A 24,636-nucleotide genomic window follows, 5' to 3' on the forward strand; every position below is an offset into this window, starting at 1 on the left:
ATCTCACCTCTCGTGTTTCTGTTTCGGCCCCGCGTGCCTATAATGGCTGCCTTTTTCGCCCAATGATTTTGCGGAGCTGGTGATGGCCGAACGTAAGGCTTCTGTCGAGCGCGACACTCTGGAAACCCAGATCAAAGCCTCGATCAACCTTGATGGCACCGGAAAGGCCCGATTCGATATCGGTGTTCCTTTTCTTGAGCACATGCTGGATCAGATCGCCCGTCACGGGTTGATCGACCTGGATATTGAATGCAAGGGCGATCTGCATATCGACGACCACCATACGGTGGAAGACGTCGGTATCACCCTCGGCCAGGCGTTTGCCAAAGCCATTGGCGACAAAAAAGGCATCCGTCGCTACGGTCATGCCTACGTGCCGCTCGATGAAGCGCTGTCGCGTGTGGTGATCGATTTCTCCGGTCGTCCAGGCCTGCAGATGCACGTGCCGTACACCCGCGCCACCGTGGGCGGCTTCGACGTTGACCTGTTCCAGGAATTCTTCCAGGGCTTCGTCAATCACGCGCTGGTCAGCCTGCACATCGACAACCTGCGCGGCACCAACACTCACCACCAGATCGAAACCGTGTTCAAGGCTTTCGGCCGCGCGCTGCGCATGGCTGTCGAGCTGGATGAGCGCATGGCCGGGCAAATGCCATCGACCAAAGGCGTTCTGTAATGCAGACGGTTGCAGTTATCGATTACGGCATGGGTAACCTGCACTCGGTGGCCAAGGCCCTCGAGCACGTCGGCGCCGGTAAAGTGCTGATCACCAGCGATGCTGCGGTGATTCGCGAAGCTGACCGCGTGGTGTTCCCCGGTGTTGGCGCGATTCGCGACTGCATGGCGGAGATCCGTCGTCTCGGTTTCGACTCACTGGTGCGTGAAGTCAGTCAGGATCGTCCGTTCCTCGGTATCTGTGTCGGCATGCAAGCGTTGCTCGACACCAGCGAAGAGAACGACGGCGTCGATTGCATCGGCCTGTTTCCGGGCGCGGTGAAGTTCTTCGGCAAAGACCTGCATGAAGACGGCGAACACCTGAAAGTCCCGCACATGGGCTGGAACGAGGTGAAGCAGAAGGTCAGCCACCCGCTGTGGCATGACATTCCGGACATGGCGCGTTTTTACTTCGTGCACAGCTACTACATCGCTGCCGCCAATGCGCGGCAAGTGGTTGGCGGCGGTCACTACGGCGTCGACTTCGCTGCAGCGCTGGCCGATGGCTCGCGTTTCGCCGTGCAGTTCCACCCGGAGAAAAGCCATACCCATGGCCTGCAATTGCTGCAGAACTTCGCCGCGTGGGACGGTCGCTGGTAAATGGCTGCCAAGAAGTCCAAACCGCCGATCCTGACCCTCACTGCCGAGCAGGAGAACGAGGCCAATCGCAAGATTCAGCGGTTCATGGAAGACCGTTTCGAACTCGATCTGGGTTCGTTCGAAGCGGGGGAAATTCTTGAGCTGTTTACCCGCGAAATTGCTCCGCACTATTACAACAGGGCGATTTTCGATGTGCAGACCCACCTCAAAGAGCGGTTTGAAAGCATCGAAAGCGACCTGTGGGCGCTCGAGAAAAACTGATTTCCGAGCCAAGCTGAACATTCAAATTTGAAGGTTTGCCAGATGCTGATTATTCCCGCTATCGATCTTAAAGACGGTGCCTGCGTACGTCTGCGCCAGGGCCGCATGGAAGATTCCACAGTGTTCTCCGATGACCCGGTGAGCATGGCTGCCAAGTGGGTGGAGGGCGGTTGCCGCCGTCTGCATCTGGTCGATCTGAATGGCGCGTTCGAAGGCCAGCCAGTCAATGGCGAAGTGGTCACCGCAATCGCCAAACGCTACCCGACCCTGCCGATCCAGATCGGTGGCGGCATCCGTTCGCTGGAAACCATCGAGCACTACGTCAAGGCAGGCGTGAGCTACGTGATCATCGGCACCAAAGCGGTGAAAGATCCGGCGTTCGTCGCTGAAGCCTGCCGCGCGTTCCCGGGCAAGATCATCGTCGGTCTGGATGCCAAAGACGGTTTCGTCGCCACCGATGGCTGGGCTGAAATCAGCACCGTGCAGGTCATCGATCTGGCCAAGCAGTTTGAAGCCGACGGCGTGTCCTCGATCGTTTATACCGACATCGCCAAAGACGGCATGATGCAGGGCTGCAACGTACCGTTCACCGCTGCGCTGGCCGCTGCCACGAAGATCCCGGTGATCGCTTCCGGCGGTATCCACAATCTGGGTGACATCAAGTCGCTGCTCGACGCCAAGGCGCCGGGCATCATCGGCGCCATCACGGGCCGGGCGATCTACGAAGGCACCCTCGACGTCGCCGAAGCGCAAGCTTTCTGCGATTCGTACAAAGGCTGAGGACTGACCATGGCGCTGGCCAAACGCATCATCCCTTGCCTGGACGTGGACAACGGCCGGGTCGTCAAAGGTGTGAAGTTCGAAAACATCCGCGACGCCGGTGACCCGGTGGAAATCGCCCGTCGCTACGACGAGCAGGGTGCCGACGAGATTACCTTTCTCGACATCACCGCCAGCGTCGATGGCCGTGACACCACGCTACACACCGTCGAGCGCATGGCCAGTCAGGTGTTCATTCCGCTGACCGTCGGCGGTGGTGTGCGTACCGTGCAGGACATTCGCAATCTGCTGAATGCCGGCGCGGACAAGGTATCGATCAACACCGCTGCCGTGTTCAACCCGGAATTCGTTGGTGAAGCCGCGCAGCATTTCGGCTCGCAGTGCATTGTCGTCGCCATCGACGCGAAGAAGGTTTCCGGCCCGGGCGAAACCCCGCGTTGGGAAATCTTCACCCACGGCGGGCGCAAGCCAACCGGCCTCGACGCGGTCGAGTGGGCGAAAAAAATGGAAGGCCTCGGTGCCGGCGAGATCCTGCTGACCAGCATGGATCAGGACGGCATGAAAAACGGTTTCGACCTCGGCGTCACCCGCGCGATCAGCGATGCGCTGGGCATTCCGGTGATTGCTTCCGGCGGTGTCGGCAACCTGCAGCATCTGGCTGACGGCATCCTCGAGGGCCATGCCAGTGCGGTGCTGGCGGCGAGTATTTTCCACTTCGGCGAATACACCGTGCAGGAAGCCAAGGCTTACATGGCCAAACGCGGCATCGTCATGCGCTGATCAGGCTGAGTTTGCGTACTACCGGGCGGAACTCCATGAGGGTTATTCACCGCCCGGCTTGTTGACGCGCGACGGCTCAAGGTTTTTGCAGTGTATCTGTACGCACAGTTGACGTATTGAAATCGCGATCCATGGTGTAGCTGCACAGCGTCAGTGGCAGGGCATCGTTGGGTACCAGAAAACTGTCGTCTATCTTGCTGTAACTTCTGGAATCGATGGCGGCACAGTCCGTTGAGTTCACAGCCCCAACGTATATCTGAGTCCAGATATTGCGATCTGTGGTTTCACGGTATTCGATCAACAGATCTTCACTACCAGATTTGATGTGCGGGGTTGGTTCAGGCAGTCGAATTCCGCCCGGATTGACCAGTCGTGCCGGCAGAATTTGTGCATTGCGCAGTTTTCCCTCGATAATTTCTTGATCGACTGAGTCGACACCCATCAGGCACAGATAATATAAACCCGCTTCGCTGCCGATCGTTTTATTAATAAGGCCGGCACTGATATTAATCGGGTCGCTGTAGTGTTCTGGTGAGTAACAGGCCTGTGCATCGCGCACAGTTTTAAAACGAAAGAAGTCGGTGTTCATTGAAAACCTGACGTCCCAGGTTGGCCCATTTTCATGGCCTTTGTCCGGGGTTTTATAAAGAGTAACGTCTGCGTTGTTTCTGGCTCTGAAGTTAAAGTCGGGCTTTAGCGTACAGGCAGTTGCGTCCCTGTTGAAGCGACCCGCCGAGAAGCAGGACATCAGGTAATCGATGGGAAAACTTTGACTGGCCTGGTCAGGCAATATGGATTGACGGGGAGGGTTTGCACAGAGTCCATGCCAGAAGCACAAATCGTCTGCTGTGATGCCGTAGGTGGTTCCCGACATCACACCGGTGACTTCCCGTGTTGCGATGTCCATGACCGGGGAGCCGGACGAGCCCGGTTCGATGCCTTTGCAATCCTGCTTCTGATAATCGGTATGGACGGTCAGGTACTTGATCAACGTGGTGTTTGCCGGCTCTTGTGTACAGGACGAAAGCCTGAGGCCCGGGGCGCTCAAGGGGGCGCCGATGACATTGACCGGCCCGGGTTTTTCAGGCGCGTTGCGTCCCAGCTTGAGTGGATTGATGCCGTCGTCGATCACCGCTTGCAGCGAAGTGTTCAATTCCATGACCGCGACATCGGTGCCGGCGAGGCTTGCCCAATTGACCTGTTGAATGTCGTAAAGCCTGGCATCGAGCAGAGTGTCCTGAAAATAGTTGAATTGCATTTGGCCCTGATAGGCCATATCAGCGGCTGTTCCAATCCAGATTGAGGCGCAATGTCCGTTGGTCAGGATATACGCCGGGCCGTTCGAGTTATTGTCAGAGTCGCGGGTGTCGATAAGAAAAGCGGTGCAATAGCGACGGTCTCCTTTGATGATCTGCCCAATGCCATTTAAATGATTGTTCTGGCCGTCAGCATTATTCAAAATAACAGGCTCCGCGGCTTCCGGAAAACTGTATGCGCAAGACGTCAGTGTGAATGTAATTGTTAGCAGTGCGAGAGTTGTTGTCAGTTTTGATTTGTAATTCATGACCGATCCTTGGTCTAGACTGAAAGTTATGTTGGTTGTTATTGAAACTTTAATTTAATTCGTTTTTTTGGTGTTGTTGGCGCTGTAGCAAAATGTGAGTTGCAGGCTCTTCAAAACTGGCTTTATTGGTTGAAAAACAACTGAAAAAATCGTCCTGCTGACGCTTGTCACTCGACCGCAGTGCATTGACTCCGTACAGGCCAGTGGACAGCATGGCGCACCCAAGGCACTCTTGGGCACGCCATGGATTCCGGTAGCCCGACATGATCAAACGCCTGCTTCTTGTTTTCGCCAGTGCATCGATGTTGCTCATCAACACGGCCCGCGCCGAAACCAGTCCCGACACCGATCTGGTGCTCCTCACCGAAAACTTTCCGCCGTACAACATGGCGAAAGATGGCAAGAACTTCGCAAAAGGCGAGAACATCAATGGCATCGCCGCCGATATCGTGCGCGAAATGTTCAAGCGTGCCGGCGTCACTTATAGCCTGACCCTGCGTTTTCCATGGGAGCGAGTCTATAAACTCGCGCTGGAAAATCCCGGTTATGGCGCCTTTGTGATGGCGCGCTTGCCGGACCGAGAAAAACTCTTCAAATGGGTTGGTCCTATCGGTCCTGATGACTGGATCATGCTGGCCAAGGCTGACAGCAAGATCACCCTCGAGACTCTCAACGACGCGCGCAAGTACAAGGTTGGCGCCTACAAGGGCGATGCGATTGCCGAGACGTTGGCCAAACAAGGCCTGAAGCCGATTGTGGTGCTGCGCGATCAGGACAACGCGAAGAAACTGGTCAATGGTCAGATTGATCTGTGGGCCACCGGTGATCCTGCCGGGCGCTATCTGGCGCGGCAGGATGGGGTCACCGGCCTGAAGACCGTGCTGCGCTTCAACAGTGCCGAGTTGTACCTGGCGCTGAACAAGGACGTCTCCGATGAAGTCGTCGCCAGGCTTCAGGCTGCGCTGGATCAGTTGCGCAAGGAAGGGGTGGTCGACGAAATCATGGCGCGCTATCTATAGCAACCTCCAGGTCCGGTTGTGGTTGCGCGCTAACGTTGGCGCCATCGATGTCCGGTTCTGCCGGGGTGTCTGTCTTCAGTGGCGGGCATGCGCTGACGACCTCGACGGACTCCGGCGGATATTGCGTCAGCAGCACGCTTGAGTCATCAGTGTAACCAAAGTCGACTGCCACTTGAGTGCCGTCTTCCCGTACCAACTCGTAATGGCTTTGCAGCTGATAAACCGCGACGGCTGTTTGCTTCGGCGCCATGCCAATCACCACTTGAGGTCGTAGCTCGTTCCAGCCGCTGGAAGACGTCTCGGTGCGGGTCAAACTCTTCGGCAGGCAGGCTGAGAATTTTGTCAGGCGGATATCGCTGAGAGGCATGGTCGGCCAGGCTTTGACGATTTCCATGGCGGTAAAACCATAGAACATGCGCATCGTCACCGCGTCTTGCGCACGCGGCGCCGTCCATTTAACGACCCGATACTTGTCCGATTCATTGTGCTCGTGACCAATGAGCAAGTATTCGTCAGTTCTTTTCAGTTCGTAGTAGGGCGAATTGCGAAATTGTTCGCCGGGATGAGCATGGTCTCGCACTACAAACCAAGGCAGGCGGGCAATCTGGGTGACGGTGGCAGGTTCGTTTACTGCGGGCTTCGCGTACCCGGTCAGAATCGGAATTGGCGGCGGTGCGCTGACTTGTAGCGGGATTTGCATGCGCAGGCTGTACGCCGTCGAGGGAGCTACAGGCTTGCTATAACCCTGGATGCCCACGAAGGTGCAGGGCGCAAAATGGATGTCGCCTGCGGCGGCAGTCGGCGGTTCGATGCCAAAGGCGCTGAAACTGAGTTTGGCGCCGCTGCCCTTGTCATTCCAGATCAACTCGCCGACGTTCGCTGCGATCACCAGGTCGAGCCTGACGCAGCGCACCGAGTTCAACGAAGGTTTGCAGTGATCGTTGGAGCACACGAGCCCCAGAGCAACGTAGCCGACAGGGGCCAAAGGTCGCCAGATCGACATGGGCGTGACACTGGGCGCCCCGGTTTCTTTCCAGACCAGGTCAAAATCGACAGGGCGGGCCAGTGCCTTTCCCTTAGTGCTTCGGGCCCCTTCCATATCTTTCTCGCAGACCACCGCTGCGACCATTTCGCCATTGATATTGGTGTCACCGGGAATGAGCACGTCGCCCAGCGGAAAGTAGCCCGGCAATGCATCCGGAGCAGGGGTGGGGCGCCAGAACGTGGCGGGTTTTGCTTTGGAGCCGTTGGTGCTCCAGACCCGGTGAAACTCCGTGGTGAAGTTGATCAGCAGATTGTCCTGTGTGATCGGTTCCATCTGCTTGGGATGGGCTGCGGTGTTGTCTTCGATAGTCATGATGATTCCTGATAGTTGAAAGCGACGCGAGGGCGTCACGACCTGTTGCAGGTCGCACTATCGGGAACGGGGATGGTTATCGGGTGGTAACTATGTATGTGTCAGCGTCACAAAGTGCTACCGATACACGCCGTCCTTGCCATGGCCAGCCATGGCGCGATTGCTGCGTACGCTGATCATCTGTTTGATATCGATCCACTCGATGCCCTGAGCTTTCAACTTCGGCAATTCGCGCTCCAGCACCGCCAGCGTTTGCGGATACGGATGGCCGATCATCACCGCCGAACCCTGTTTGCGCGCCAGGTTGATCGCAGTCTGCAGTTGCGTGTAGATCGCGGTTTCAGTGCGCTCGTCATCGAGGAACACATCCCGCGACACGCTGGCCAGATCGATCTTCTGCGCCTGTTGCGCGGCGACGGTCTGGGCGCTGGTGCGGCTGTCGACGAAGAACTTGTGCCGGCGCTGCAATTCGCCCATCAACCATGCCATCGCCACTGGCTGTGCGGTCATGCGGCTGCCCATGTGGTTATTGATGCCGGCGGTGAACGGGACCATTTTGAACGCGGCGTTCAGGCGTTTTTCCAGTTCTTCGATGGGCAGTTCGGGGTGCCAGGCGAACGGCCCGGTGGCCGGATCCATTGGCATATGCAGAATGACAATCTTGCCGGCGCGATGGGCTTCGCGGGCAAATTCGGTGGCGTGCGGGGTATCAGGCATGATCGCCGTGGTCACCGGGCCGGGCAGGGCCAGCACGCGGCGATCCCGGGGCAGGTTCTGCCCCAGGTCATCGATGATCAGTGTCAGGTAGGCTTTGTGCGGCGTTGAGCTGGCGGGCTCCGCATGAGCAGCACCCGCCAGACAGCACAACAGAACGAAGACGAAACGCAGAGACATCCTCAACGGCCGGACGTAATGCTCAGCCCTTTGAGCAGGCTCAGGGCCTGGGCCAATTGGTAATCGTCATCCTGCGGCATGGCTTTGGGCTTGGCGCCGGAGCCGGTCGGTTTGTCCGCGCCGCCGTTGCCGTTGCCCAAGTGACCTTGCAAGTCGGCTTCCTTGAAGTAATCGCCATCGGCCTCGTTGGTAATCTTGGCCTTGCGTACTTCGATATCCGGAACGATGCCCTGTGCCTGAATCGAGCGGCCGTTCGGTGTGAAGTACAGCGCTGTGGTGATCTTCAGTGCGCGGTCGTTGTTCAGCGGCAGGACGGTTTGCACCGAGCCTTTGCCGAAACTGGTGGTGCCCATGACCACCGCTCGTTTCTGATCCTGCAGGGCGCCGGCAACGATTTCCGAAGCCGAGGCGCTGCCACCGTTGATCAACACCACCATTGGCACCGCTTCGCTTTCGTCTTTGCCGGTGGCAGAGAAGCGCAGTTCGGAGTTGGCGATCCGGCCTTTGGTGTAGACGATCAGACCTTTGGTGATGAAGTGGTCGACCACTTCCACCGCCGCCTGCAACACGCCGCCCGGGTTGTTGCGCAGGTCGAGAATGATGCCGTTGAGCTTCTTGCCGTTGTCCTTGCGCAGCTTGGCCAGGGCCTTGGAGACCTCTTCGCCGGTCTTGACCTGGAACTGGGTGATGCGGATGTACGCGTAGCCGGTTTCCAGCAGCTGCGCCTTGACGCTCTTCACCTGAATCACCGCACGGGCCAGAGTCACGTCGAATGGCGTGCCGCCGTCGCGTACCAGGGTCAGGGTGATTTTCTGGCCGATCTTGCCGCGCATCTTGTCCACGGCTTCGGTCATGGTCTGGCCGCGCGTCGGTGCGCCGTTGATTTTGACGATGAAGTCACCGGCCTGAATACCGGCCTTCGACGCTGGAGTGTCATCGATAGGCGAGACGACCTTGATGAAGCCGTCTTCGGCGCCGACTTCAATGCCCAGACCGCCGAACTCACCGCTGGTGCTTTCCTGCAGCTCGGTGAAGTCTTCAGGGCCAAGGTAGGCCGAGTGCGGATCAAGGTTGCTGAGCATGCCCTTGATCGCGTTTTCCAGCAGGGTCTTGTCGTCCACCGGCTCGACGTAAGCGGCTTTGATCCGGTCCATGACCTCGGCAAAGGTGCGCAACTCTTCCAGCGGCAACGGCGCCTTGGAGGTCGCGGCTGTGCCTGCCGGAGCGACGGCCGGGGCCGGTTGCGCGGCGAACGCCAGAGGCGCGCCGATCACCAGAGCGATCGTCAGGGCCAGCGAGGTAAGGCGGGACAAATGCAGCATGTCGAACGAACTCCTGAATTAGGCGGTGCGCTTATCCTTGCGCACGACACCATTGCGCCGGATCACTCGGGTGACCCTGCTGACGAATTGCGAAATACAGCGCTGATGTGTCCTGACCGCCACTGTTACCGACAGTGGAGATGGACTCACCGGCTTTAACCACATCACCGGCCGACTTGAGCAGCGTCTGGTTGTGACCGTAAAGACTCAGAAAACCGTTACCGTGATCGAGGATCACCAGCAGACCGGCGCCACGCAGCCAGTCGGCGAACACCACGCGACCACCGTGTACGGCATGCACCTGGCTGCCAGCGGAGGCGCTGATCATCACGCCGTCCCACTTGGTCCGGGCATCGTCGCCACGGCTTTCGCCGAAGCGTGCCAGCAGTCGACCATCAACCGGCCAAGGAAGTTTTCCCCGGGTTGCAGCAAAAGGGCCACCGAAGGTCTCGCCGCTGCTGGAGACCAGCGCGCCTGGAGTGGATCTGGCGGGTTTTCGTGGGGCGTCGCTGTTTTCAGCCTGCGCCTCACGCAAACGCTTTTTTTCCGCTTCCTGCTGGGCGATCAGCGCTTTCTGCCGCGCTTCTTCTGCCTCACGTGCCTGGCGGGCCAGGGTTTCTTCAATGGTTTTAAGGACTTTAGACAGGTCTGCCTGATCCTGCTCGCGGGCGGCCAGTTTCTGGTCGCGGGCTTTCACGTCATCGTTGAGCTTGGCGAGGACCTGCTGACGTTCCTTGCGGACATTTTCCAGTTCATCGCGCTGGGTATCGAGGCTGCTTTTCTGCACCAGCAATTGCGCCTGCTGGGCGGCAATGTCTTTTTCGACGTTGGCCAGCTGGCGCAGGGTTTCGTTGAAGTTCTTCAACTGCTCCAGGCGCGCCTGGCTCAGGTAATCGTAATAGGTGAGGGTGCGGGCGAATTTCTCGGGGTTCTGCTGGTTGAGCAGCAGCTTGAGGTATTCCTGGCGACCGTTCTGATAAGCCGCACGGGCCTGAATGGCGATCAGTCGCTGCTGTTCAGTGCGCGCGCTCTGGAGTTTTTTTTTCTCTGCATCGAGACGCTGCAGCTCGGATTCGCTTTTCTGCAGTTCTTTCTGCAGTGCGTCGACCTGCTTCTGCAGTTTACCCAGCTCGGTTTCAGTGCCCTTGAGCTCTTTCTGAACGCCGGACTTTTCTTCCTGGACTTTGCCCAGCAGCTTTTTCAGCTCGGCAATGTCCTGACGCGTGGCGTCCAACTGCTGTTGGGTTTGCGCGCGCTCGTCAGCGAAGGCCGGTTGGAGCAGGCATGTCAGAGCAAGGGCGATCAGGACGCGAAGCATAGGGGCGGGCGGCACCAGGGTAATGGACGGCCTAGTATGCCCGCCCGAGGCTGCAAAAAAAACGCCCAATTGGGGCTGTGTGATAACTGGCCTGAAAAACACCACAAACCAATGTAGGAGTGAGCCTGCTCGCGATGGCGTACTCACATTCAACAGAGTAGTCGACTGTCAGATGGCTATCGCGAGCAGGCTCACTCCTACAGGGTTTTGCGGTGTTTTTCTGGACTCGGGTCAGACCAGAATCGAGGTGCCGGTCATTTCCGCCGGTTTTTCCAGGCCCAACAGCTTGAGCATGGTCGGGGCCACATCCGCCAGCACGCCGCCTTCACGCACTTTCAGGTCACGCTTGCCGACATAAATGAACGGCACCGGCTCAGTGGTGTGCGCGGTGTGCGCCTGGCCGGTAGATTCATCGGCCATTTGTTCGACGTTGCCATGGTCAGCGGTGATCAGCGCTTCGCCGCCAACCTTCTCCAGTGCATCAACGATGCGACCGACGCAGGTGTCGAGGCATTCAACCGCCTTCACGGCTGCGTCGAACACGCCGCTGTGGCCAACCATGTCGCCGTTGGCGTAGTTGACCACGATCACGTCGTAACGCTGGTTTTCGATGGCTTCGACGATACGGTCGGTGACTTCCGGTGCGCTCATTTCCGGCTGCAAGTCGTAAGTGGCGACTTTTGGCGACGGGATCAGGATGCGTTCTTCGCCCGGGAACGGTTCTTCACGACCGCCGGAGAAGAAGAAGGTCACGTGCGCGTATTTCTCGGTTTCAGCGATGCGCAGTTGGGTTTTGCCGTTCTTCGCCAGATAGTCGCCCAGCACGTTTTCCAGGCTGCCGGGAGCGAATGCCGACGGTGCCGGAATGCTGGCCGCGTATTGGGTCAGCATGACAAAACCGGCCAGTTTCGGCTGGCGTGCGCGTTCGAAGTCCTTGAAGTCATCTTCGACGAACACGCGAGTCAGCTCGCGGGCACGGTCGGCGCGGAAGTTCATGAACACCACGGCGTCGCCATCTTCAACTTTCACTGGCTCGCCGATGGAGGTGGCTTTAACGAATTCGTCGCTTTCGCCACGCGCGTAAGCAGCGTCCAGACCTTCCTGCGCGGTGGCCGCGTTGAACTCGCTGTTGCCGTCGACGATCAGGTTGTACGCCTGAGCGACACGATCCCAACGGTTATCACGGTCCATGGCGAAGTAGCGGCCGATGATGCTGGCGATGCGGCCCTTGCCGAGTGCCTGGAAGGTCGCGTCGAGCAGTTCGATCGACGATGCAGCGCTTTTCGGCGGGGTGTCGCGGCCGTCCAGGAAAGCGTGCAGGTAGATTTTTTCGGCGCCACGCTTGAAGGCCAGTTCGGCCATGGCAATCAGGTGATCCTGATGGCTGTGCACGCCGCCATCGGACAGCAGGCCCATGAAGTGCACGGCTTTGCCGGCAGCCACGGCTTTATCCACAGCGGCGCAGATGGTTGGGTTCTCGAAGAACTCACCGTCGCGGATCGACTTGGTCACGCGGGTGAAGTCCTGATACACCACGCGGCCAGCGCCGAGGTTCATGTGGCCGACTTCGGAGTTGCCCATCTGGCCGTCCGGCAGGCCGACGTCCATGCCGCTGCCCGAGATCAAGCCGTTCGGCACGGTGGCCCAGAGGCGATCGAGAACAGGCTTCTTCGCCGCAAAAACGGCGTTGGATTCGGGGCTGTCGCTGTGACCGAAGCCGTCGAGAATCATCAGGACCAAAGGTTTAGGCGTGGTAGTCATGGAATCCACTCGTGGCTAATAAAGAAGAGGGCGATGGAAAAGGGAGTTGGAGTTTAAAGCTAAGTTCCGACCGCGTCACCGCCGGACGGGGTTTGGCCGACCATAGTGGCTGTGTATACTGGCCGACATTTTAACGCCCTGGAACCTCCTTCGATGGTTGCTCACCTGATTGAATTTGCCACTAACCACTACATTCTTGTCGGTATCTTCGTCGTACTGCTGGCTCTGCTGCTGGCGCACACGATGCAGGGCGGCGGTAAAAGCCTGAGCACCGGCGAACTGACTGCGCTGGTCAATAAAGACGCAGGCGTGGTGGTGGACATCCGTCCGGCCAAGGATTTCGCTGCCGGCCACATCGTTGGCGCGATCAACATTCCCCAGGACAAACTGGCTGCGCGCGTCGCCGAGCTGGAAAAACACAAGGCCAAGACCATCATTCTGGTCGACGCTCTGGGCCAGACCGCCGGCACCCACGCCCGCGAACTGATGAAATCCGGCTTCACCGCCGCCAAGCTGTCCGGCGGGATTTCCAGCTGGAAAGGCGACAACCTGCCGCTGGTGAAGTGATATGAGCAACGTCATCGTCTACTCCAGCGATTACTGCCCTTATTGCTCGCGAGCCAAGTACCTGCTCGAGAACAAAGGCGTGGCCTTCAAAGAGATCAAGGTCGATGGCAAGCCGCAGGTGCGCGCCGAAATGGCCCAGAAAGCCGGGCGCACGTCCGTGCCGCAGATCTGGATCGGCGCCACCCACGTCGGCGGTTGTGACGATTTATTCGCCCTGGAGCGCGCCGGCAAGCTCGACGCGCTGCTCAAGGCCTGAACGGCTGCACCCACGTACAGCACTCCCTAAAAGACCCAAGATCGATAAGGATCTGAGATGACTGACCAACAGAACACTGCAGCCAGCGAAGAAGAAACCGCACCGCAATTCTCCTTGCAGCGCATCTACGTACGCGACCTGTCCTTCGAAGCCCCGAAAAGCCCGGCGATCTTCCGCCAGCAGTGGGATCCGGCGGTCGCTCTGGATCTGAACACTCGGCAGAAAGCGCTGGAAGGCGATTTCTACGAAGTCGTGCTGACCCTCTCCGTTACCGTAAAAAACGGTGAAGAAGTCGCCTTCATCGCTGAAGTGCAACAGGCCGGTATCTTCCTGATCAAGAACCTCGATGCGGCTTCGATGAGCCACACCCTGGGTGCGTTCTGCCCGAACATCCTGTTCCCGTACGCGCGCGAAACCTTGGACAGCCTGGTAACCCGCGGTTCGTTCCCGGCGCTGATGCTGGCTCCGGTGAACTTCGACGCTCTGTACGCGCAAGAATTGCAGCGCATGCAGGAAAGCGGCGAGACGCCAACCGTTCAGTAAGACGGTTTAGCAACACCCATGTGGGAGCGAGCCTGCTCGCGAAAGCGGTCTGTCAGACACATCAATGTTGCCTGACACTCCGTAATCGCGAGCAGGCTCGCTCCCACATTTGTTTTATGGCGTTACTTGAAGTCGTTCTGGCGCCAGGCTTCGTATACAGCGACCGCCACGGTGTTGGACAGGTTCAGGCTGCGGCAGCCTTCGCGCATCGGCAGGCGCAGGCGCTGTTCCGGCGGCAGCGCGTCGAGCACTTCCGGCGGCAGACCACGGCTTTCCGGGCCGAAGATAAACGCATCGCCAGGAACAAACGCGGCATCATGAAACGGCCTCGATCCTTTGGTGGTGAACGCGAACAGCCGTGGGTTGCCCAGCCTTTCCAGGCAACTGGCCAGGTCCGCGTGACGCTGCAGCGTGGCATATTCGTGGTAGTCGAGACCGGCGCGGCGCAGGCGCTTGTCGTCCATCTCGAAGCCCAGCGGTTCGATCAAATGCAGGTGGCAGCCGCTGTTGGCGCACAGCCTGATAACGTTGCCGGTATTCGGCGGAATTTCTGGTTGAAAAAGGATGACGTGAAACATGCACGGCTCCGAAGGTAAAGATGAGCGGCATTCTACGCCGCCTGTGGACAACCGTTCGAAACTATTGCCGCGAGTTATCGGTTCGCTGGCGATTGTCGGCGTGATGATTGGCTTGATGATCGGTCGCCTGACCACGCCGGATCCGACGGTGTTGCAGCAGGTTGAAGTGACCGATGGTGGTTTGCTGGTGTGGTTCAACAATGAGCCGAAGCTGCACGGTGAGATCATCGATGGCACTGTGGCGCTGCTGTTTCAGGCCGAAGGCTCAGCACAGAAAGGCCAGCTCAAGCTCAACGGCAAAGATGTGAACTGGCGTACGCGCAAGAGTGACGGTGGCTTGCTGCTGACGGTGCTGGCGGCGCGGCCGCTGCAGGGTGAGTGGGCCGGCAGCGAGGTCGGCGACCGCTGGCGGCTGGAGATTCGCCTGCAAACGGACTGATTGCAAAATTACCGTCCTTCTCGTGCTCTCCTACATTTCCTGGCGTTGTTTCCCACTGCGCCAGTCTGCCTTTCCTATCTTCTTCAACATCTGCGCACGCTATCGTGCGCTGCTCTTTTAAACCGGCAGGATGCCGATCCCTTCGTCCCTTGGGCGAATGCCAAGGGCGACTTTTTCAAGGATGAAAAAACATGCCAGTAAAACCACCTACCGGTGGCAGTTCCCACGTGAAAGTGGACGCTTCCACCAGTCCGACCCGACCGGCAGACATGGACATTACGCTTCCCGGCCCCTCAAGTCGCAGCGGTGTCGACTCAGGTATTACCCTCGACAATCCGCAGTCGCGAGCCGGGGGAACCGGCACTACAGACATTGATGTCGTCCATCCGGCTCCGGTCGTCGTTCACGCGGTCGCTGTCGAAACTCGTCTGCTTGCGCCTCAACCGACGCTGGACCATTACGTAATCAATGCCCGGGCGTTACTTCCAGAAGCCAACGGCGAAGGCTTAAGGGTTTTTAACAATCGTACTTACGCTGAGGTGGCCGATGGCGTTTTTGTCCTTGTCACCGTGGATCCGAGCACTGGATTGCATCATGCCCGACGGCCAAGCGAGCTGCTCCCAGGTCCGGTGATGCTGCGTAATGTCGATAGCGGTCTGTGGTATCAGCGTACGCTCGTTAAGCCAACTACTCGAGCGCAGGTCCGAAGATACCTTCCGGAATTGGCCGACCTGGACGCTGATGCCTTCATCGCCCGGTTTGGCGACAAGGATGTGGCAGAGGTGGAGCTGAAGCGGATCGAGCGTGAGTTCTCTGGGCTGGAGCGCATGCACTCTAATGTCAGCGAGGAAGTGGCGAGCAAGCTACGCAGACTTTACAAGTGGCGGGGCGAAACCAGTGAGCGCGTCTATCACGAAGGCCGATTAGTGGGTTTCAAGATGGATATCGATCTTGGTGCTCAGCAATTCGGTTTTCCTGTCTCAACAACATTCAACGCTGTTGTCGCCCTAACCCTGAGAGCGGGTGGAGATTTACACTCGTATCGTTTATCTGCGCAATTTCCCAACATTGAAAGTCTGACGGTGGTTGGCTGGCCATCCATTCTCCCTGGCGGTAACTCTGCATCGAGGCTCAGGATTGAGCGAGGTTTCGTTCAAGAATTGGCAAAGCTTCCCCATTTACGCGAGCTGAACCTGCAAAACTGCAATTTGCCAGCCGAGTTCTCGCTGACAGGCCTGACCGAACTGCGAGTTCTGGCACTTGGCAACATTCAGGGGGTGGCGGATCTGAATGCCGTAGTGAATGGCCTGCCAGGGCGGTTGAGCTTGCAGGTCCTCGATCTGAACCAGAATGCGTCCTTGAAAGTGGCACCTGACGTGACGGGGATGACCGAGTTGCGTGTATTGGATCTGACGCAGACCGGTATAGAACAGCTCCCACTCGGACTTGATGCTGACAACGGGCCGTTACGACTGGAGGTATTGAAGCTCGGCGACAATCCGCTTTCTGTTATGCCTTCACTAAACGTCAGGACTGCACTGCAGGAGCTGGACCTTTCCAACACCGGTCTGGACAGGTTTCCGGAGGGCATCACGTCTGAAATTCCCGGGAAAGTGCTGAATCTTTCGAACAACCGTATTACGTCGATTCCTGAGTCCGTTGGAATCAGAGCGGGCTTCAATCTCATGGGTAATCCCATAACGGATCTGGCGACGCTCCGGCGGCTGATGGACGCGCGTACAAAAACAGGCACCGACATTTGGCTGGGAAAAACAAGTACTGATCGCTCGCCAAATGCCTGGCTACGACATTCGCCGCTAGAGGAACTATCTGAAAATTTGAAGCTTTGGGACAGTGTTGACGTTGACGCCTATTGGTTCGTGGCGAGGAAAATCGTCTGGGACCTGGCGCGTACGCCCGAATTTCAGGTTGAACGCCCGCTTTTGCAGCAGCGGGTCTGGCAGTTTTTCGAGCACTACCGTAAGGCTGAGCCTGGCGTGCAGGCGAGGCTGAAGGACATTTTGGAGAATGAACCCAGCCCTTTGAAAAAGCTGGAAAGGCTGGAGGCAGAAACAGGACTGTCAGGTGAATCACTGCTGGCGGGCTCGGCACTACGCAGTGATACCGGCAGCGACGTTGGGCAATTGCTCAATACCGCTGAGTCAACTTCCCGAGCGCAGGTCCGAAAATACTTCCCGGAAGCGACCGATCAACAAGCAGATCATTTTCGCCTGCACTTCGGTGACAAGGACGCGGCGGAGGTGGAGCTCAAACGGCTCCAGGCTGGACTTGTTCAACTGGACCAGAAACTCAGCCGCTGGACGAATTCCTCTTGGCTCTACGGAAAGGAGTTGGGTCCCACGTTGCGCCGTCTGTACACGTGGCAAGGGGAACCCGACGAGCTGGTCTTTCACGATAAGCGGCCGGTGGGTTTCAAGCTGTCTTCGAGTCTTTCGGGATGGCCAGATCATTCGCCACTCCCAACACCATTCAACTCCATCGTTTCCCTTGAACTGACGGGGGTAAGCATGCCTTTTCCGGAAAGTTTTCTTTCAACTTTCCCCAATCTTGAAAGTCTGAGGGTGGTTTTCGGATATGGAATGACTTCTGATAATCCCGGCCTGAGGTTCACCGTGGAGCCGGGCAATGTTGAAGGCTTGGCAAGGCTTGCGCGGTTACGAGAGTTGAAGCTGCAAAGGGCTAACTTGTCGCCTGATTTTTCAGTGGCCGGCATGACCGGGTTGCGTGTATTGGATCTGGAGCAGAACGGACTACACCATATTCCAGGACTCAATGCCGACAACGGGCCATTGCAATTGGAAGTACTGAAGCTCAGCCATAACCCGCTGTCTGTTGCTCCTGTAGTCAAAGGAATGACCGCGCTGCAGGAGCTGGATCTTTCCAATGCAGGATTAGACAGATTTCCGGAGGGCATCACCAACGAGATTCCCGGGAAGGTGTTGGATCTGACGAACAATCGAATTACTTCGATTCCCGAATCCATTGAAATCAGAGCCGGCTTCAAGCTCAGTGGCAATCCTATTACCGATCCGGTTTCCCTTCGACGGCTGATACATGCACGTATCAGTACCGGCACCGATATCTGGCTGGGAGAGCAGAGTAATGACCGGTCGGCAAACCTTTGGCTGCGAAATGTGTCGCAGGGAAGGGAGTTAGCCGAAAAACTGAAGCTCTGGGACAGCTTCGGTTCTCACTCGGATCTGATGCGTTCGATCTGGCAACTCAGTCGAACACCAGAATTTCATGTCGAGTATCCGCTTTTGCAGCGGCGGGTCTGGTGGTTCCTCAAGATCTACAGCGAGCGTGGACCTAGCGAGCAGGTACGGCTCAACGACATTGCACTCACAGAGCCGAGCCCCGGAAAAATGCTGGACAGGCTGGAAGCCGAGATTCGGGAATATGACTCGGGGCAGCAAAATCAGCCTCTGCATCATTTACCCAAGCGGCCTAAGCTCGATTGACACCGGGCTGAACGCCTCGGCGCGCGCTGTAAAAGCGGGAATCCCTGACCTGCCTGTATCAGGGTTCCCAAAACGGGGTGGACTTCGCTAGCAGCGTCGGTCCGGTGTAAAGAGGGAACCCCCGGCCTGCCTGTACCAAGGATCCCAAAACGGTGGGCGCATCGCGTTGCGGTGTGCGCCCGGTATAAAGAGGGGAATCCCCGGCCTGCCTGTACCAAGGTCCCCGAAACGGGTGGTGAAACGAATCACCTGCAAGAGGTATTGCAGGGGGCGTGCCAGGTTTTAAAATGTTGAAACAAAAAAGCTGATCAGGAACGCGAAAGCCCCGTAATTCGGGGCTTTCGTATTTTCGAATAAAGGGTTCTTCAGTGTTTTTAGGAGTGGTTGTGGCGATACGGCTGTGCGCGATCACGGGTCATTGTGCATTGATGCGGTGCACGGTGGCCCTCTCCCAGAGGGAGAGGGGGTTGACCGAGTTGCCTGGTCAAATTACGCCGACCTGAGATGCTGAGCCGGACTCAGGCCTTTAACATCACACAAACCGGCTCCCAGGGCTGGGGTGAGGGGGATGGATCCTGAGTACACAACCACTCTCAAGCGAACAAGGTTTAACCCTCATCCCCCTCGTCATCATCCCCACCATCCACCTTCATTCCCAGTTCCTTGATCTTGCGCGTCAGGGTATTACGCCCCCAACCCAGCAAAACGGCAGCATCACGGCGACGCCCGGCGGTGTGTTTCAGCGCCGTCTCGATCATGATCCGCTCAAATGCTGGCACCGCACTGTCGAGCAAACTCGACTGGCCACGCGCCAAGGCCTGATCGGCCCACTGACGCAACGCTTGCTCCCAGTTGGTCACCGGTGCCGAATCCTGCGGCAGGTTCAACAGCTCCGGTGGCAGGTCGCTGATGTGCACTTCGCGCCCGGACGCCATCACGGTGATCCAGCGGCAGGTGTTCTCCAACTGACGCACGTTGCCGCCCCACGGCAGGTTCTTCAGGTATTCCTCGGTCTCGCTTTTCAGCAGCTTCGGCTCCACCGCCAGTTCCTGCGCGGCGCGGCTGAGGAAGTGCTTGGCCAGGGTCGGGATGTCTTCACGACGATCCGACAGGCGCGGGATGTGGATGCGGATTACGTTGAGGCGATGGAACAAGTCCTCACGGAATTTACCGGCGTGTACCAGGGTTTCCAGATTCTGGTGGGTCGCGGCGATGATGCGTACATCGACTTTCACCGGTACATGACCGCCCACGCGATAGAACTCGCCATCGGCCAGAACGCGCAGCAAGCGGGTTTGCGTGTCCGCCGGCATATCGCCGATTTCGTCGAGGAACAGCGTGCCGCCGTCCGCCTGTTCAAAACGCCCGCGACGCAAATTTGCTGCGCCGGTGAACGCACCTTTCTCATGGCCGAACAGCTCGGATTCCATCAGATCCTTGGGGATCGCCGCCATGTTCAGCGCAATGAACGGCGAGGCCGCACGCGGACTGTGCCGGTGCAGGGCGTGAGCGACCAGCTCTTTACCGGTGCCGGACTCGCCGTTGATCAGCACGGTGATGTTGGAGTGGCTCAAGCGGCCGATGGCGCGGAACACTTCCTGCATCGCCGGCGCTTCGCCGATGATTTCCGGGGTGCGGGTCAGCGCCGGCACGACTTCCAGGCCTTGCTGTTCTTGTGCGTGCTGATTGGCGCGCTTGACCAGCGACACCGCTTCATCAACGTCGAACGGCTTCGGCAAATACTCAAACGCACCGCCCTGATACGAGGCGACAGCGCTGTCCAGATCGGAGTGAGCGGTCATGATGATGACCGGCAACCGTGGGTGCTGCTCGCGAATCCGCGCCAACAGGTCCAGACCACTGGCACCGGGCATGCGGATGTCGGAAATGATCACGTCAGGCTGCTGACGGGCCAGGCGACTCATCACGCCATCGGCGCTGTCGAAGCTCTGGGTGGTCATGCCTTCCTGCTGCAAGGCCTTTTCCAGAACCCAACGGATAGAACGGTCGTCATCGACGATCCACACGGTTTCACTACGGCTCATGTCGATGTGGCTCCTTGTTCCAGTGGCAGAAAGATCGAGAACGTGGTGTGGCCTGGATGGCTGTCACACTCGATCAGACCCTGGTGCTGGCTGATGATGTTCTGGGTAATGGCCAGGCCCAGCCCGGTACCGTCCGGGCGTCCGCTGACCATGGGAAAGAAAATGGTTTCCTGAAGTTCCGCCGGGATCCCGGGGCCGTTGTCGATGATCTCGATCTTGGTCACCAGACGATGGCGGACGTGACCGATGGTGAACTGGCGCATGGTTCGGGTGCGCAGACTGATGCGGCCCAGGCGCAGCTCGTTCTGGCTGCTGATCGCCTGCATCGCGTTGCGCACGATGTTCAACACCGCTTGAATCATTTGCTCGCGGTCGATCAATACGTCGGGAATGCTTGGGTCGTAATCGCGCACCAGGGTGATGCAGCCCTGGCTTTCGGCTTCGACCAGTTGGCAAACGCGCTCGAGCACTTCGTGGACGTTGCACATGGCCAGCGACGGCAGTTTGTTCGAGCCGAGCATGCGGTCGACCAGATTGCGCAGGCGGTCGGCTTCTTCAATGATCACGTTGGTGTAATCGCGCAGGCTGTCTTCCGGCAGCTCGCGGGCGAGCAATTGCGCGGCGCCACGGATGCCGCCGAGCGGATTCTTGATTTCGTGAGCGAGGCCGCGCACCAGCATCTTGCTGGTTTCCTGCTTGGACAGTTGCGCCTCTTCCTTGGTGATCCGCAGCAAGCGGTCACGCGGATGGACTTCCAGCAGGAGCATGGTCGCGCCGTTACTGAGGATCGGCGTCACCGCGTAATCCACGGTCAAGGTCTGGCCGGTGAGCGCGGTGAGCATGGCTTCGCGTTTGGTAAACGGATGCGCCTGTTCCACGGCCTGGCGTAGGGAATTCAACGCCTCGGTGGATTCGGTGAACAGCTCGCTAATGAATTGCCCATGGCTGCGCTGCCCGCTGATGGCGAGCAGCATCTCCGCCGCCGGGTTCATGTACTCAAGGCGCAATTCGGCGTCGAGCAGGATGGTGGCGGTGGTCAGGTTGTCGAGCAGCAAACGGTGGATTGCGTCGCTAATGGTCATCGGAGCCTCTTTTGGGGGCGGAGCGTGCGCAACAAGCAAGCGTCGGTATCGGGAAAATGCAAAAACCAAACCAAGGCTCCGAAAAGAAGCGCTTAACCCGTGAAACAGGCGTTTGACGCTCGTTTGCGTGGCACAGGGCCAGCTCTCGCGGGTAGTTTCGAACCAAAATGGGTTGGATTGTGGGTACGGTGCAGCCTGTTGCACCAATATAGTGCGCAAAGCTGAGCGGCGTTAGAAGAAACGCAGGAAGGGGTTTTTCGGTTCTTCAGGTTTGTCTTTCAAAGGGCATTCCGGGCGCACGCCGTAATCGTCCTTGGTGCAAGGTTTGACCTGGCGTTTCTGCGCGAGGGATATGCGCAGCATGTGGAAAGGCTGGTTGGCGGTGCGTTCGACGGTGCGACCTTCGGCATCGAGAATTTCCACGGACAGGTTGTGACTGCCACGGTCGATGTTGCTCAGCGGGAACACCGGACTTAGCCCGGGTTCGCCGGTGGCTTGGCCATCCAGCAGCAGGCGATAGCGGTGACCGCGTTGCAGACCGGGTTCGCTGGTGACGCTGACGATGATTTCGCCGGCGCTGCTGCGAATGGTTGCATCGGGTTCGGGCACCAGAATGCGCAGCATGTCGTAGTGGAACAGCGGTTGTTCCGTGGATTTTTTCGCGGTGGTGATCGGCGCGGCGGCGGCGGGGTTGGCGGACATGCGATTGCTGGTCGCGATGGGCACTCGCTTGGCGTTGCTTCGGGGCTGGTCGGTGTAGACGCGATTGCCTTGTGCGTCGGTATAGGTGAAGACCTCGGCTGAGGCTTGAAGGGTTATCAGCGCCAACACGACGATCAGCCATGCGCGGATCATGGCTTGTGCACTCGCTGCACGCTGAGGGCGACTGGCGGGCTTTGCTGGATGATTGTTTGCCCGTCAATCACCTGCACGGCGAGTCGGTGTTCGCCGCGATCGACGTTCACCAGTTGCAGGATCGGCACGTTGCTCGGCTGACCGTAGGGCACGTCATCCAGCACCAGCCTTAATTGATGCGGCGGTTGCAGGCGCGGCTTGATCAGTACGTTGACGGTGAAGGTGCCGTTATTGGCGCGCAGGGCTTCTTCGGTTGGCAGGCCGGCCAGTTCAAGAATGTCGTAGGCGTTGCGCGCAGGCTCACGGTTGGCGGTTTCGGGCGCGGGTGATGCGCTGGGTGCCTGCGGCTCGACACGATTGAGCGGCGGTAACTCCACTGGCTGCGCTTGCACGCCGTCTGGCGAGTGATCGCTGTACACCGTGTTGCCGTTGGCGTCGGTGTACTTGTAGATCTGCGCGGCGGCGGGCAGGGCGATCAGCAGCAGTATGTAGAGAAAGGTGCGACCCATGAAATCGACCGGGATTGAAAGCGATGGGGTGCAGCATAGGCCAGACGCGGCGGTTGGCCCAACTCGGTAAACATTCAGAGATCATTCAGACACCACAAATCCCCTGTAGGAGTGAGCCTGCTCGCGATGGCGTAGTGTCAGTCAGCATCACCTTCAATGATCCACCGCTATCACGAGCAGGCTCACTCCTACAGGGATTTGCGTCGAGCCATAAATCGCAATAAAAAAGGCCTCCCGAAGGAGGCCTCTTTCACTCACGCCACGAAACGCGGCGCTACCGGATCAGCAGCTGTAGTACAGCTCATATTCCAGTGGGTGTACGAAGGTGCGAACCTTGATTTCTTCTTCCGATTTCAGCGCGATGTAAGCGTCGATGAAGTCGTCGGAGAACACGCCGCCCTTGGTCAGGAACGCACGGCCCTTGTCCAGCTCTTCCAGGGCTTCTTTCAGGCTGCCGCAAACTTGCGGGATCTCTTTCGCCTCTTCAGGCGGCAGGTCGTACAGGTTTTTGTCAGCTGCGTCGCCTGGGTGGATCTTGTTCTGGATACCGTCCAGGCCGGCCATCAGCAGAGCTGCGAAGGCCAGGTACGGGTTGGCAGCCGGATCCGGGAAACGTGCTTCGATACGGCGGGCTTTCGGGCTCGACACGTAAGGAATACGGATCGAAGCGGAACGGTTGCGAGCCGAGTAGGCCAGCATTACCGGAGCTTCGAAGCCTGGTACCAGACGCTTGTAGGAGTTGGTCGCAGGGTTGGTGAAGCCGTTCAGGGCCTTACCGTGTTTGATGATGCCGCCGATGAAGTACAGAGCGGTATCGGACAGGCCGGCATAGCCTTCACCGGCGAAGGTGTTCTTGCCGTCTTTCCAGATCGACATGTGTACGTGCATGCCCGAACCGTTGTCGCCGTACAGTGGCTTCGGCATGAAGGTCGCGGTGCGGCCGTAAGCGTCAGCAACGTTGTGCACAACGTACTTCAGGGTTTGGGTTTCGTCGGCTTTCTTCACCAGGGTGTTGAACTTGACGCCGATTTCGTTCTGACCGGCAGTCGCCACTTCGTGGTGGTGAACTTCGACGGTCAGGCCCATTTCTTCCAGTGCGTTGCACATGGAGGTACGGATTTCGTGGTCGTGGTCGAACGGTGGCACCGGGAAGTAGCCGCCTTTGACGCCTGGACGGTGACCCTTGTTGCCGCCTTCGATGTCCTGATCGGACATCCATGAACCTTGCTCGGAGTAGATCTTGAACATCGAGCCGGAGATGTCCGACTTGAATTTCACCGAGTCAAAGATGAAGAACTCAGGCTCAGGACCGGCGAACACAGTGTCACCGATACCGGTGGCTTTCAGGTGTTCTTCGGCGCGCTTGGCGATCGCACGTGGGTCGCGGTCGTAGCCTTGCATGCTCGAAGGTTCGATGATGTCGCACACCAGGATCAGGGTGGCGTCTTCGGTGAACGGGTCGAGAACGGCAGTTTCGTCAACCGGCATCAGGATCATGTCGGAGGCTTCGATGCCTTTCCAGCCAGCGATGGAGGAACCGTCGAACATCTTGCCGACTTCGAAGAAGTCTTCATCCAGCGCATCGCGAGCCGGCATGGTCACGTGGTGCTGAGTGCCTTTGGTGTCCGTGAAGCGCAGATCAATCCACTTGACGTCATGATCTTTGATGAGTTGAACCGTCTTCGACATATGTCCTCCGGGTGGCTTCGGGCTTGGTAGTGGATGCCCTTGAATTTGGGTGATGCCGGCGCGAATACTCTGCCAAGGCAACCTGCCTCACAAGGGAGCAAATTGCATGCCAGTGCCCCAGCATGGGTTTTTTGCCCCAAATTCACGCTTGTTAAGGCTTCAAACGCCTGAATGCTGAAAATCTCGCCCTCTAATGTAGCGTCTTGATTCGAAAATGACCT

General features: G+C 58.2%; 23 protein-coding genes. 11 read left to right on the forward strand and 12 right to left on the reverse strand.

The annotated features are described in order from the left end of the window. Positions 1–82: 82 nt before the first annotated feature. Genes hisB through hisF form a run of 5 tightly spaced genes read left to right on the forward strand, consistent with a single transcriptional unit; the run spans position 83 to position 3,135 of the window. Positions 83–676 carry an imidazoleglycerol-phosphate dehydratase HisB gene (hisB, locus tag AC5SEM_RS27650; RefSeq protein WP_007909204.1) on the forward strand — a complete coding sequence of 198 codons (594 nt, stop codon included), beginning with the start codon at positions 83–85 and terminating at the stop codon, positions 674–676. Beyond that, positions 676–1,314 (forward strand): imidazole glycerol phosphate synthase subunit HisH, encoded by a 639-nt coding sequence (gene hisH, locus AC5SEM_RS27655; protein ID WP_007909206.1) that lies wholly within the window; start codon positions 676–678, stop codon positions 1,312–1,314. The genes hisB and hisH overlap by 1 nt, the downstream gene beginning before the upstream one ends. Continuing rightward, entirely contained in the window at positions 1,315–1,575 is a 261-nt protein-coding gene (locus AC5SEM_RS27660; protein WP_495471705.1) for a DUF2164 domain-containing protein, read from the forward strand. 42 nt (positions 1,576–1,617) lie between these two features. Next, positions 1,618–2,355, forward strand: coding sequence for a 1-(5-phosphoribosyl)-5-[(5-phosphoribosylamino)methylideneamino]imidazole-4-carboxamide isomerase (gene hisA, locus AC5SEM_RS27665; protein ID WP_007909210.1), 738 nt, complete (start codon positions 1,618–1,620; stop codon positions 2,353–2,355). A 9-nt stretch (positions 2,356–2,364) separates the two neighbouring features. Continuing rightward, positions 2,365–3,135 carry an imidazole glycerol phosphate synthase subunit HisF gene (hisF, locus tag AC5SEM_RS27670; protein WP_007909211.1) on the forward strand — a complete coding sequence of 257 codons (771 nt, stop codon included), beginning with the start codon at positions 2,365–2,367 and terminating at the stop codon, positions 3,133–3,135. 76 nt (positions 3,136–3,211) lie between these two features. Here the strand turns inward: hisF and AC5SEM_RS27675 are convergent, their stop codons facing one another. Continuing rightward, a complete protein-coding gene (locus tag AC5SEM_RS27675; RefSeq protein ID WP_495471706.1) occupies positions 3,212–4,699 on the reverse strand; it encodes a trypsin-like serine peptidase in 1,488 nt (495 codons plus the stop codon). A 263-nt stretch (positions 4,700–4,962) separates the two neighbouring features. On the opposite strand from AC5SEM_RS27675, the gene AC5SEM_RS27680 reads away from it, so the two are divergent. Then, positions 4,963–5,718, forward strand: a complete 756-nt coding sequence (locus AC5SEM_RS27680) for a substrate-binding periplasmic protein (protein ID WP_495471707.1) — start codon at positions 4,963–4,965, stop codon at positions 5,716–5,718. Here the strand turns inward: AC5SEM_RS27680 and AC5SEM_RS27685 are convergent. The 5 genes from AC5SEM_RS27685 to gpmI form a co-directional block, all read right to left on the reverse strand. Next, a complete protein-coding gene (locus tag AC5SEM_RS27685) occupies positions 5,699–7,075 on the reverse strand; it encodes a Vps62-related protein (RefSeq protein ID WP_495471708.1) in 1,377 nt (458 codons plus the stop codon). The genes AC5SEM_RS27680 and AC5SEM_RS27685 overlap by 20 nt on opposite strands. A 117-nt stretch (positions 7,076–7,192) precedes the next feature. Next, a complete protein-coding gene (locus AC5SEM_RS27690) occupies positions 7,193–7,969 on the reverse strand; it encodes a divergent polysaccharide deacetylase family protein (RefSeq protein ID WP_495471709.1) in 777 nt (258 codons plus the stop codon). A 2-nt stretch (positions 7,970–7,971) separates the two neighbouring features. Further along, positions 7,972–9,291, reverse strand: coding sequence for a S41 family peptidase (locus tag AC5SEM_RS27695; protein WP_016986344.1), 1,320 nt, complete (start codon positions 9,289–9,291; stop codon positions 7,972–7,974). A gap of 31 nt (positions 9,292–9,322) precedes the next feature. Next, entirely contained in the window at positions 9,323–10,609 is a 1,287-nt protein-coding gene (locus AC5SEM_RS27700) for a murein hydrolase activator EnvC family protein (protein ID WP_116029274.1), read from the reverse strand. 231 nt (positions 10,610–10,840) lie between these two features. Further along, the gene (gpmI, locus tag AC5SEM_RS27705) at positions 10,841–12,370 is read right to left on the reverse strand and encodes a 2,3-bisphosphoglycerate-independent phosphoglycerate mutase (RefSeq protein ID WP_242208887.1); all 1,530 of its coding nucleotides are present in this window, start codon (positions 12,368–12,370) and stop codon (positions 10,841–10,843) included. 153 nt (positions 12,371–12,523) lie between these two features. On the opposite strand from gpmI, the gene AC5SEM_RS27710 reads away from it, so the two are divergent. From AC5SEM_RS27710 to secB, 3 genes are read left to right on the forward strand one after another with little or no spacing between them, the layout of a single operon-like run. Further along, positions 12,524–12,937 (forward strand): rhodanese-like domain-containing protein, encoded by a 414-nt coding sequence (locus tag AC5SEM_RS27710; RefSeq protein ID WP_077570333.1) that lies wholly within the window; start codon positions 12,524–12,526, stop codon positions 12,935–12,937. Position 12,938: 1 nt separating this feature from the next. Beyond that, on the forward strand, positions 12,939–13,193 hold the full coding sequence (gene grxC, locus AC5SEM_RS27715) for a glutaredoxin 3 (RefSeq protein ID WP_495471710.1): 255 nt from the start codon (positions 12,939–12,941) through the stop codon (positions 13,191–13,193). Between the two features lie 57 nt (positions 13,194–13,250). Continuing rightward, positions 13,251–13,736, forward strand: a complete 486-nt coding sequence (gene secB, locus AC5SEM_RS27720) for a protein-export chaperone SecB (protein WP_007909233.1) — start codon at positions 13,251–13,253, stop codon at positions 13,734–13,736. A gap of 122 nt (positions 13,737–13,858) precedes the next feature. Here the strand turns inward: secB and AC5SEM_RS27725 are convergent, their stop codons facing one another. Continuing rightward, positions 13,859–14,314 carry a tRNA (cytidine(34)-2'-O)-methyltransferase gene (locus AC5SEM_RS27725; protein ID WP_495471711.1) on the reverse strand — a complete coding sequence of 152 codons (456 nt, stop codon included), beginning with the start codon at positions 14,312–14,314 and terminating at the stop codon, positions 13,859–13,861. Here AC5SEM_RS27725 and AC5SEM_RS27730 point away from each other — a divergent pair. Then, a complete protein-coding gene (locus AC5SEM_RS27730; RefSeq protein WP_495471712.1) occupies positions 14,313–14,753 on the forward strand; it encodes a hypothetical protein in 441 nt (146 codons plus the stop codon). The two genes, AC5SEM_RS27725 and AC5SEM_RS27730, sit on opposite strands and share 2 nt — an antisense overlap. 191 nt (positions 14,754–14,944) lie before the next feature. Then, positions 14,945–18,235, forward strand: coding sequence for a leucine-rich repeat domain-containing protein (locus tag AC5SEM_RS27735; protein ID WP_495471713.1), 3,291 nt, complete (start codon positions 14,945–14,947; stop codon positions 18,233–18,235). Between the two features lie 608 nt (positions 18,236–18,843). Here AC5SEM_RS27735 and ntrC read toward each other — a convergent pair. The 5 genes from ntrC to glnA all read right to left on the reverse strand — a co-directional run bounded on the left by ntrC (position 18,844) and on the right by glnA (position 24,415). Then, positions 18,844–20,280 carry a nitrogen regulation protein NR(I) gene (gene ntrC, locus AC5SEM_RS27740; protein ID WP_007909238.1) on the reverse strand — a complete coding sequence of 479 codons (1,437 nt, stop codon included), beginning with the start codon at positions 20,278–20,280 and terminating at the stop codon, positions 18,844–18,846. After that, positions 20,277–21,362 carry a nitrogen regulation protein NR(II) gene (gene glnL, locus AC5SEM_RS27745; RefSeq protein ID WP_007909240.1) on the reverse strand — a complete coding sequence of 362 codons (1,086 nt, stop codon included), beginning with the start codon at positions 21,360–21,362 and terminating at the stop codon, positions 20,277–20,279. Before glnL ends, ntrC begins: the two co-directional genes overlap by 4 nt. Before the next feature lie 231 nt (positions 21,363–21,593). Next, complete coding sequence (locus AC5SEM_RS27750) at positions 21,594–22,217, reverse strand: DUF4124 domain-containing protein (RefSeq protein ID WP_123592963.1); 624 nt, start codon at positions 22,215–22,217, stop codon at positions 21,594–21,596. Next, positions 22,214–22,726, reverse strand: a complete 513-nt coding sequence (locus AC5SEM_RS27755) for a DUF4124 domain-containing protein (protein WP_495471714.1) — start codon at positions 22,724–22,726, stop codon at positions 22,214–22,216. Before AC5SEM_RS27755 ends, AC5SEM_RS27750 begins: the two co-directional genes overlap by 4 nt. A 282-nt stretch (positions 22,727–23,008) precedes the next feature. Next, entirely contained in the window at positions 23,009–24,415 is a 1,407-nt protein-coding gene (gene glnA / locus AC5SEM_RS27760; RefSeq protein WP_007909254.1) for a type I glutamate--ammonia ligase, read from the reverse strand. Between the last annotated feature and the right edge of the window lie 221 nt (positions 24,416–24,636).

The organism is Pseudomonas sp. CH61 (assembly GCF_059429415.1).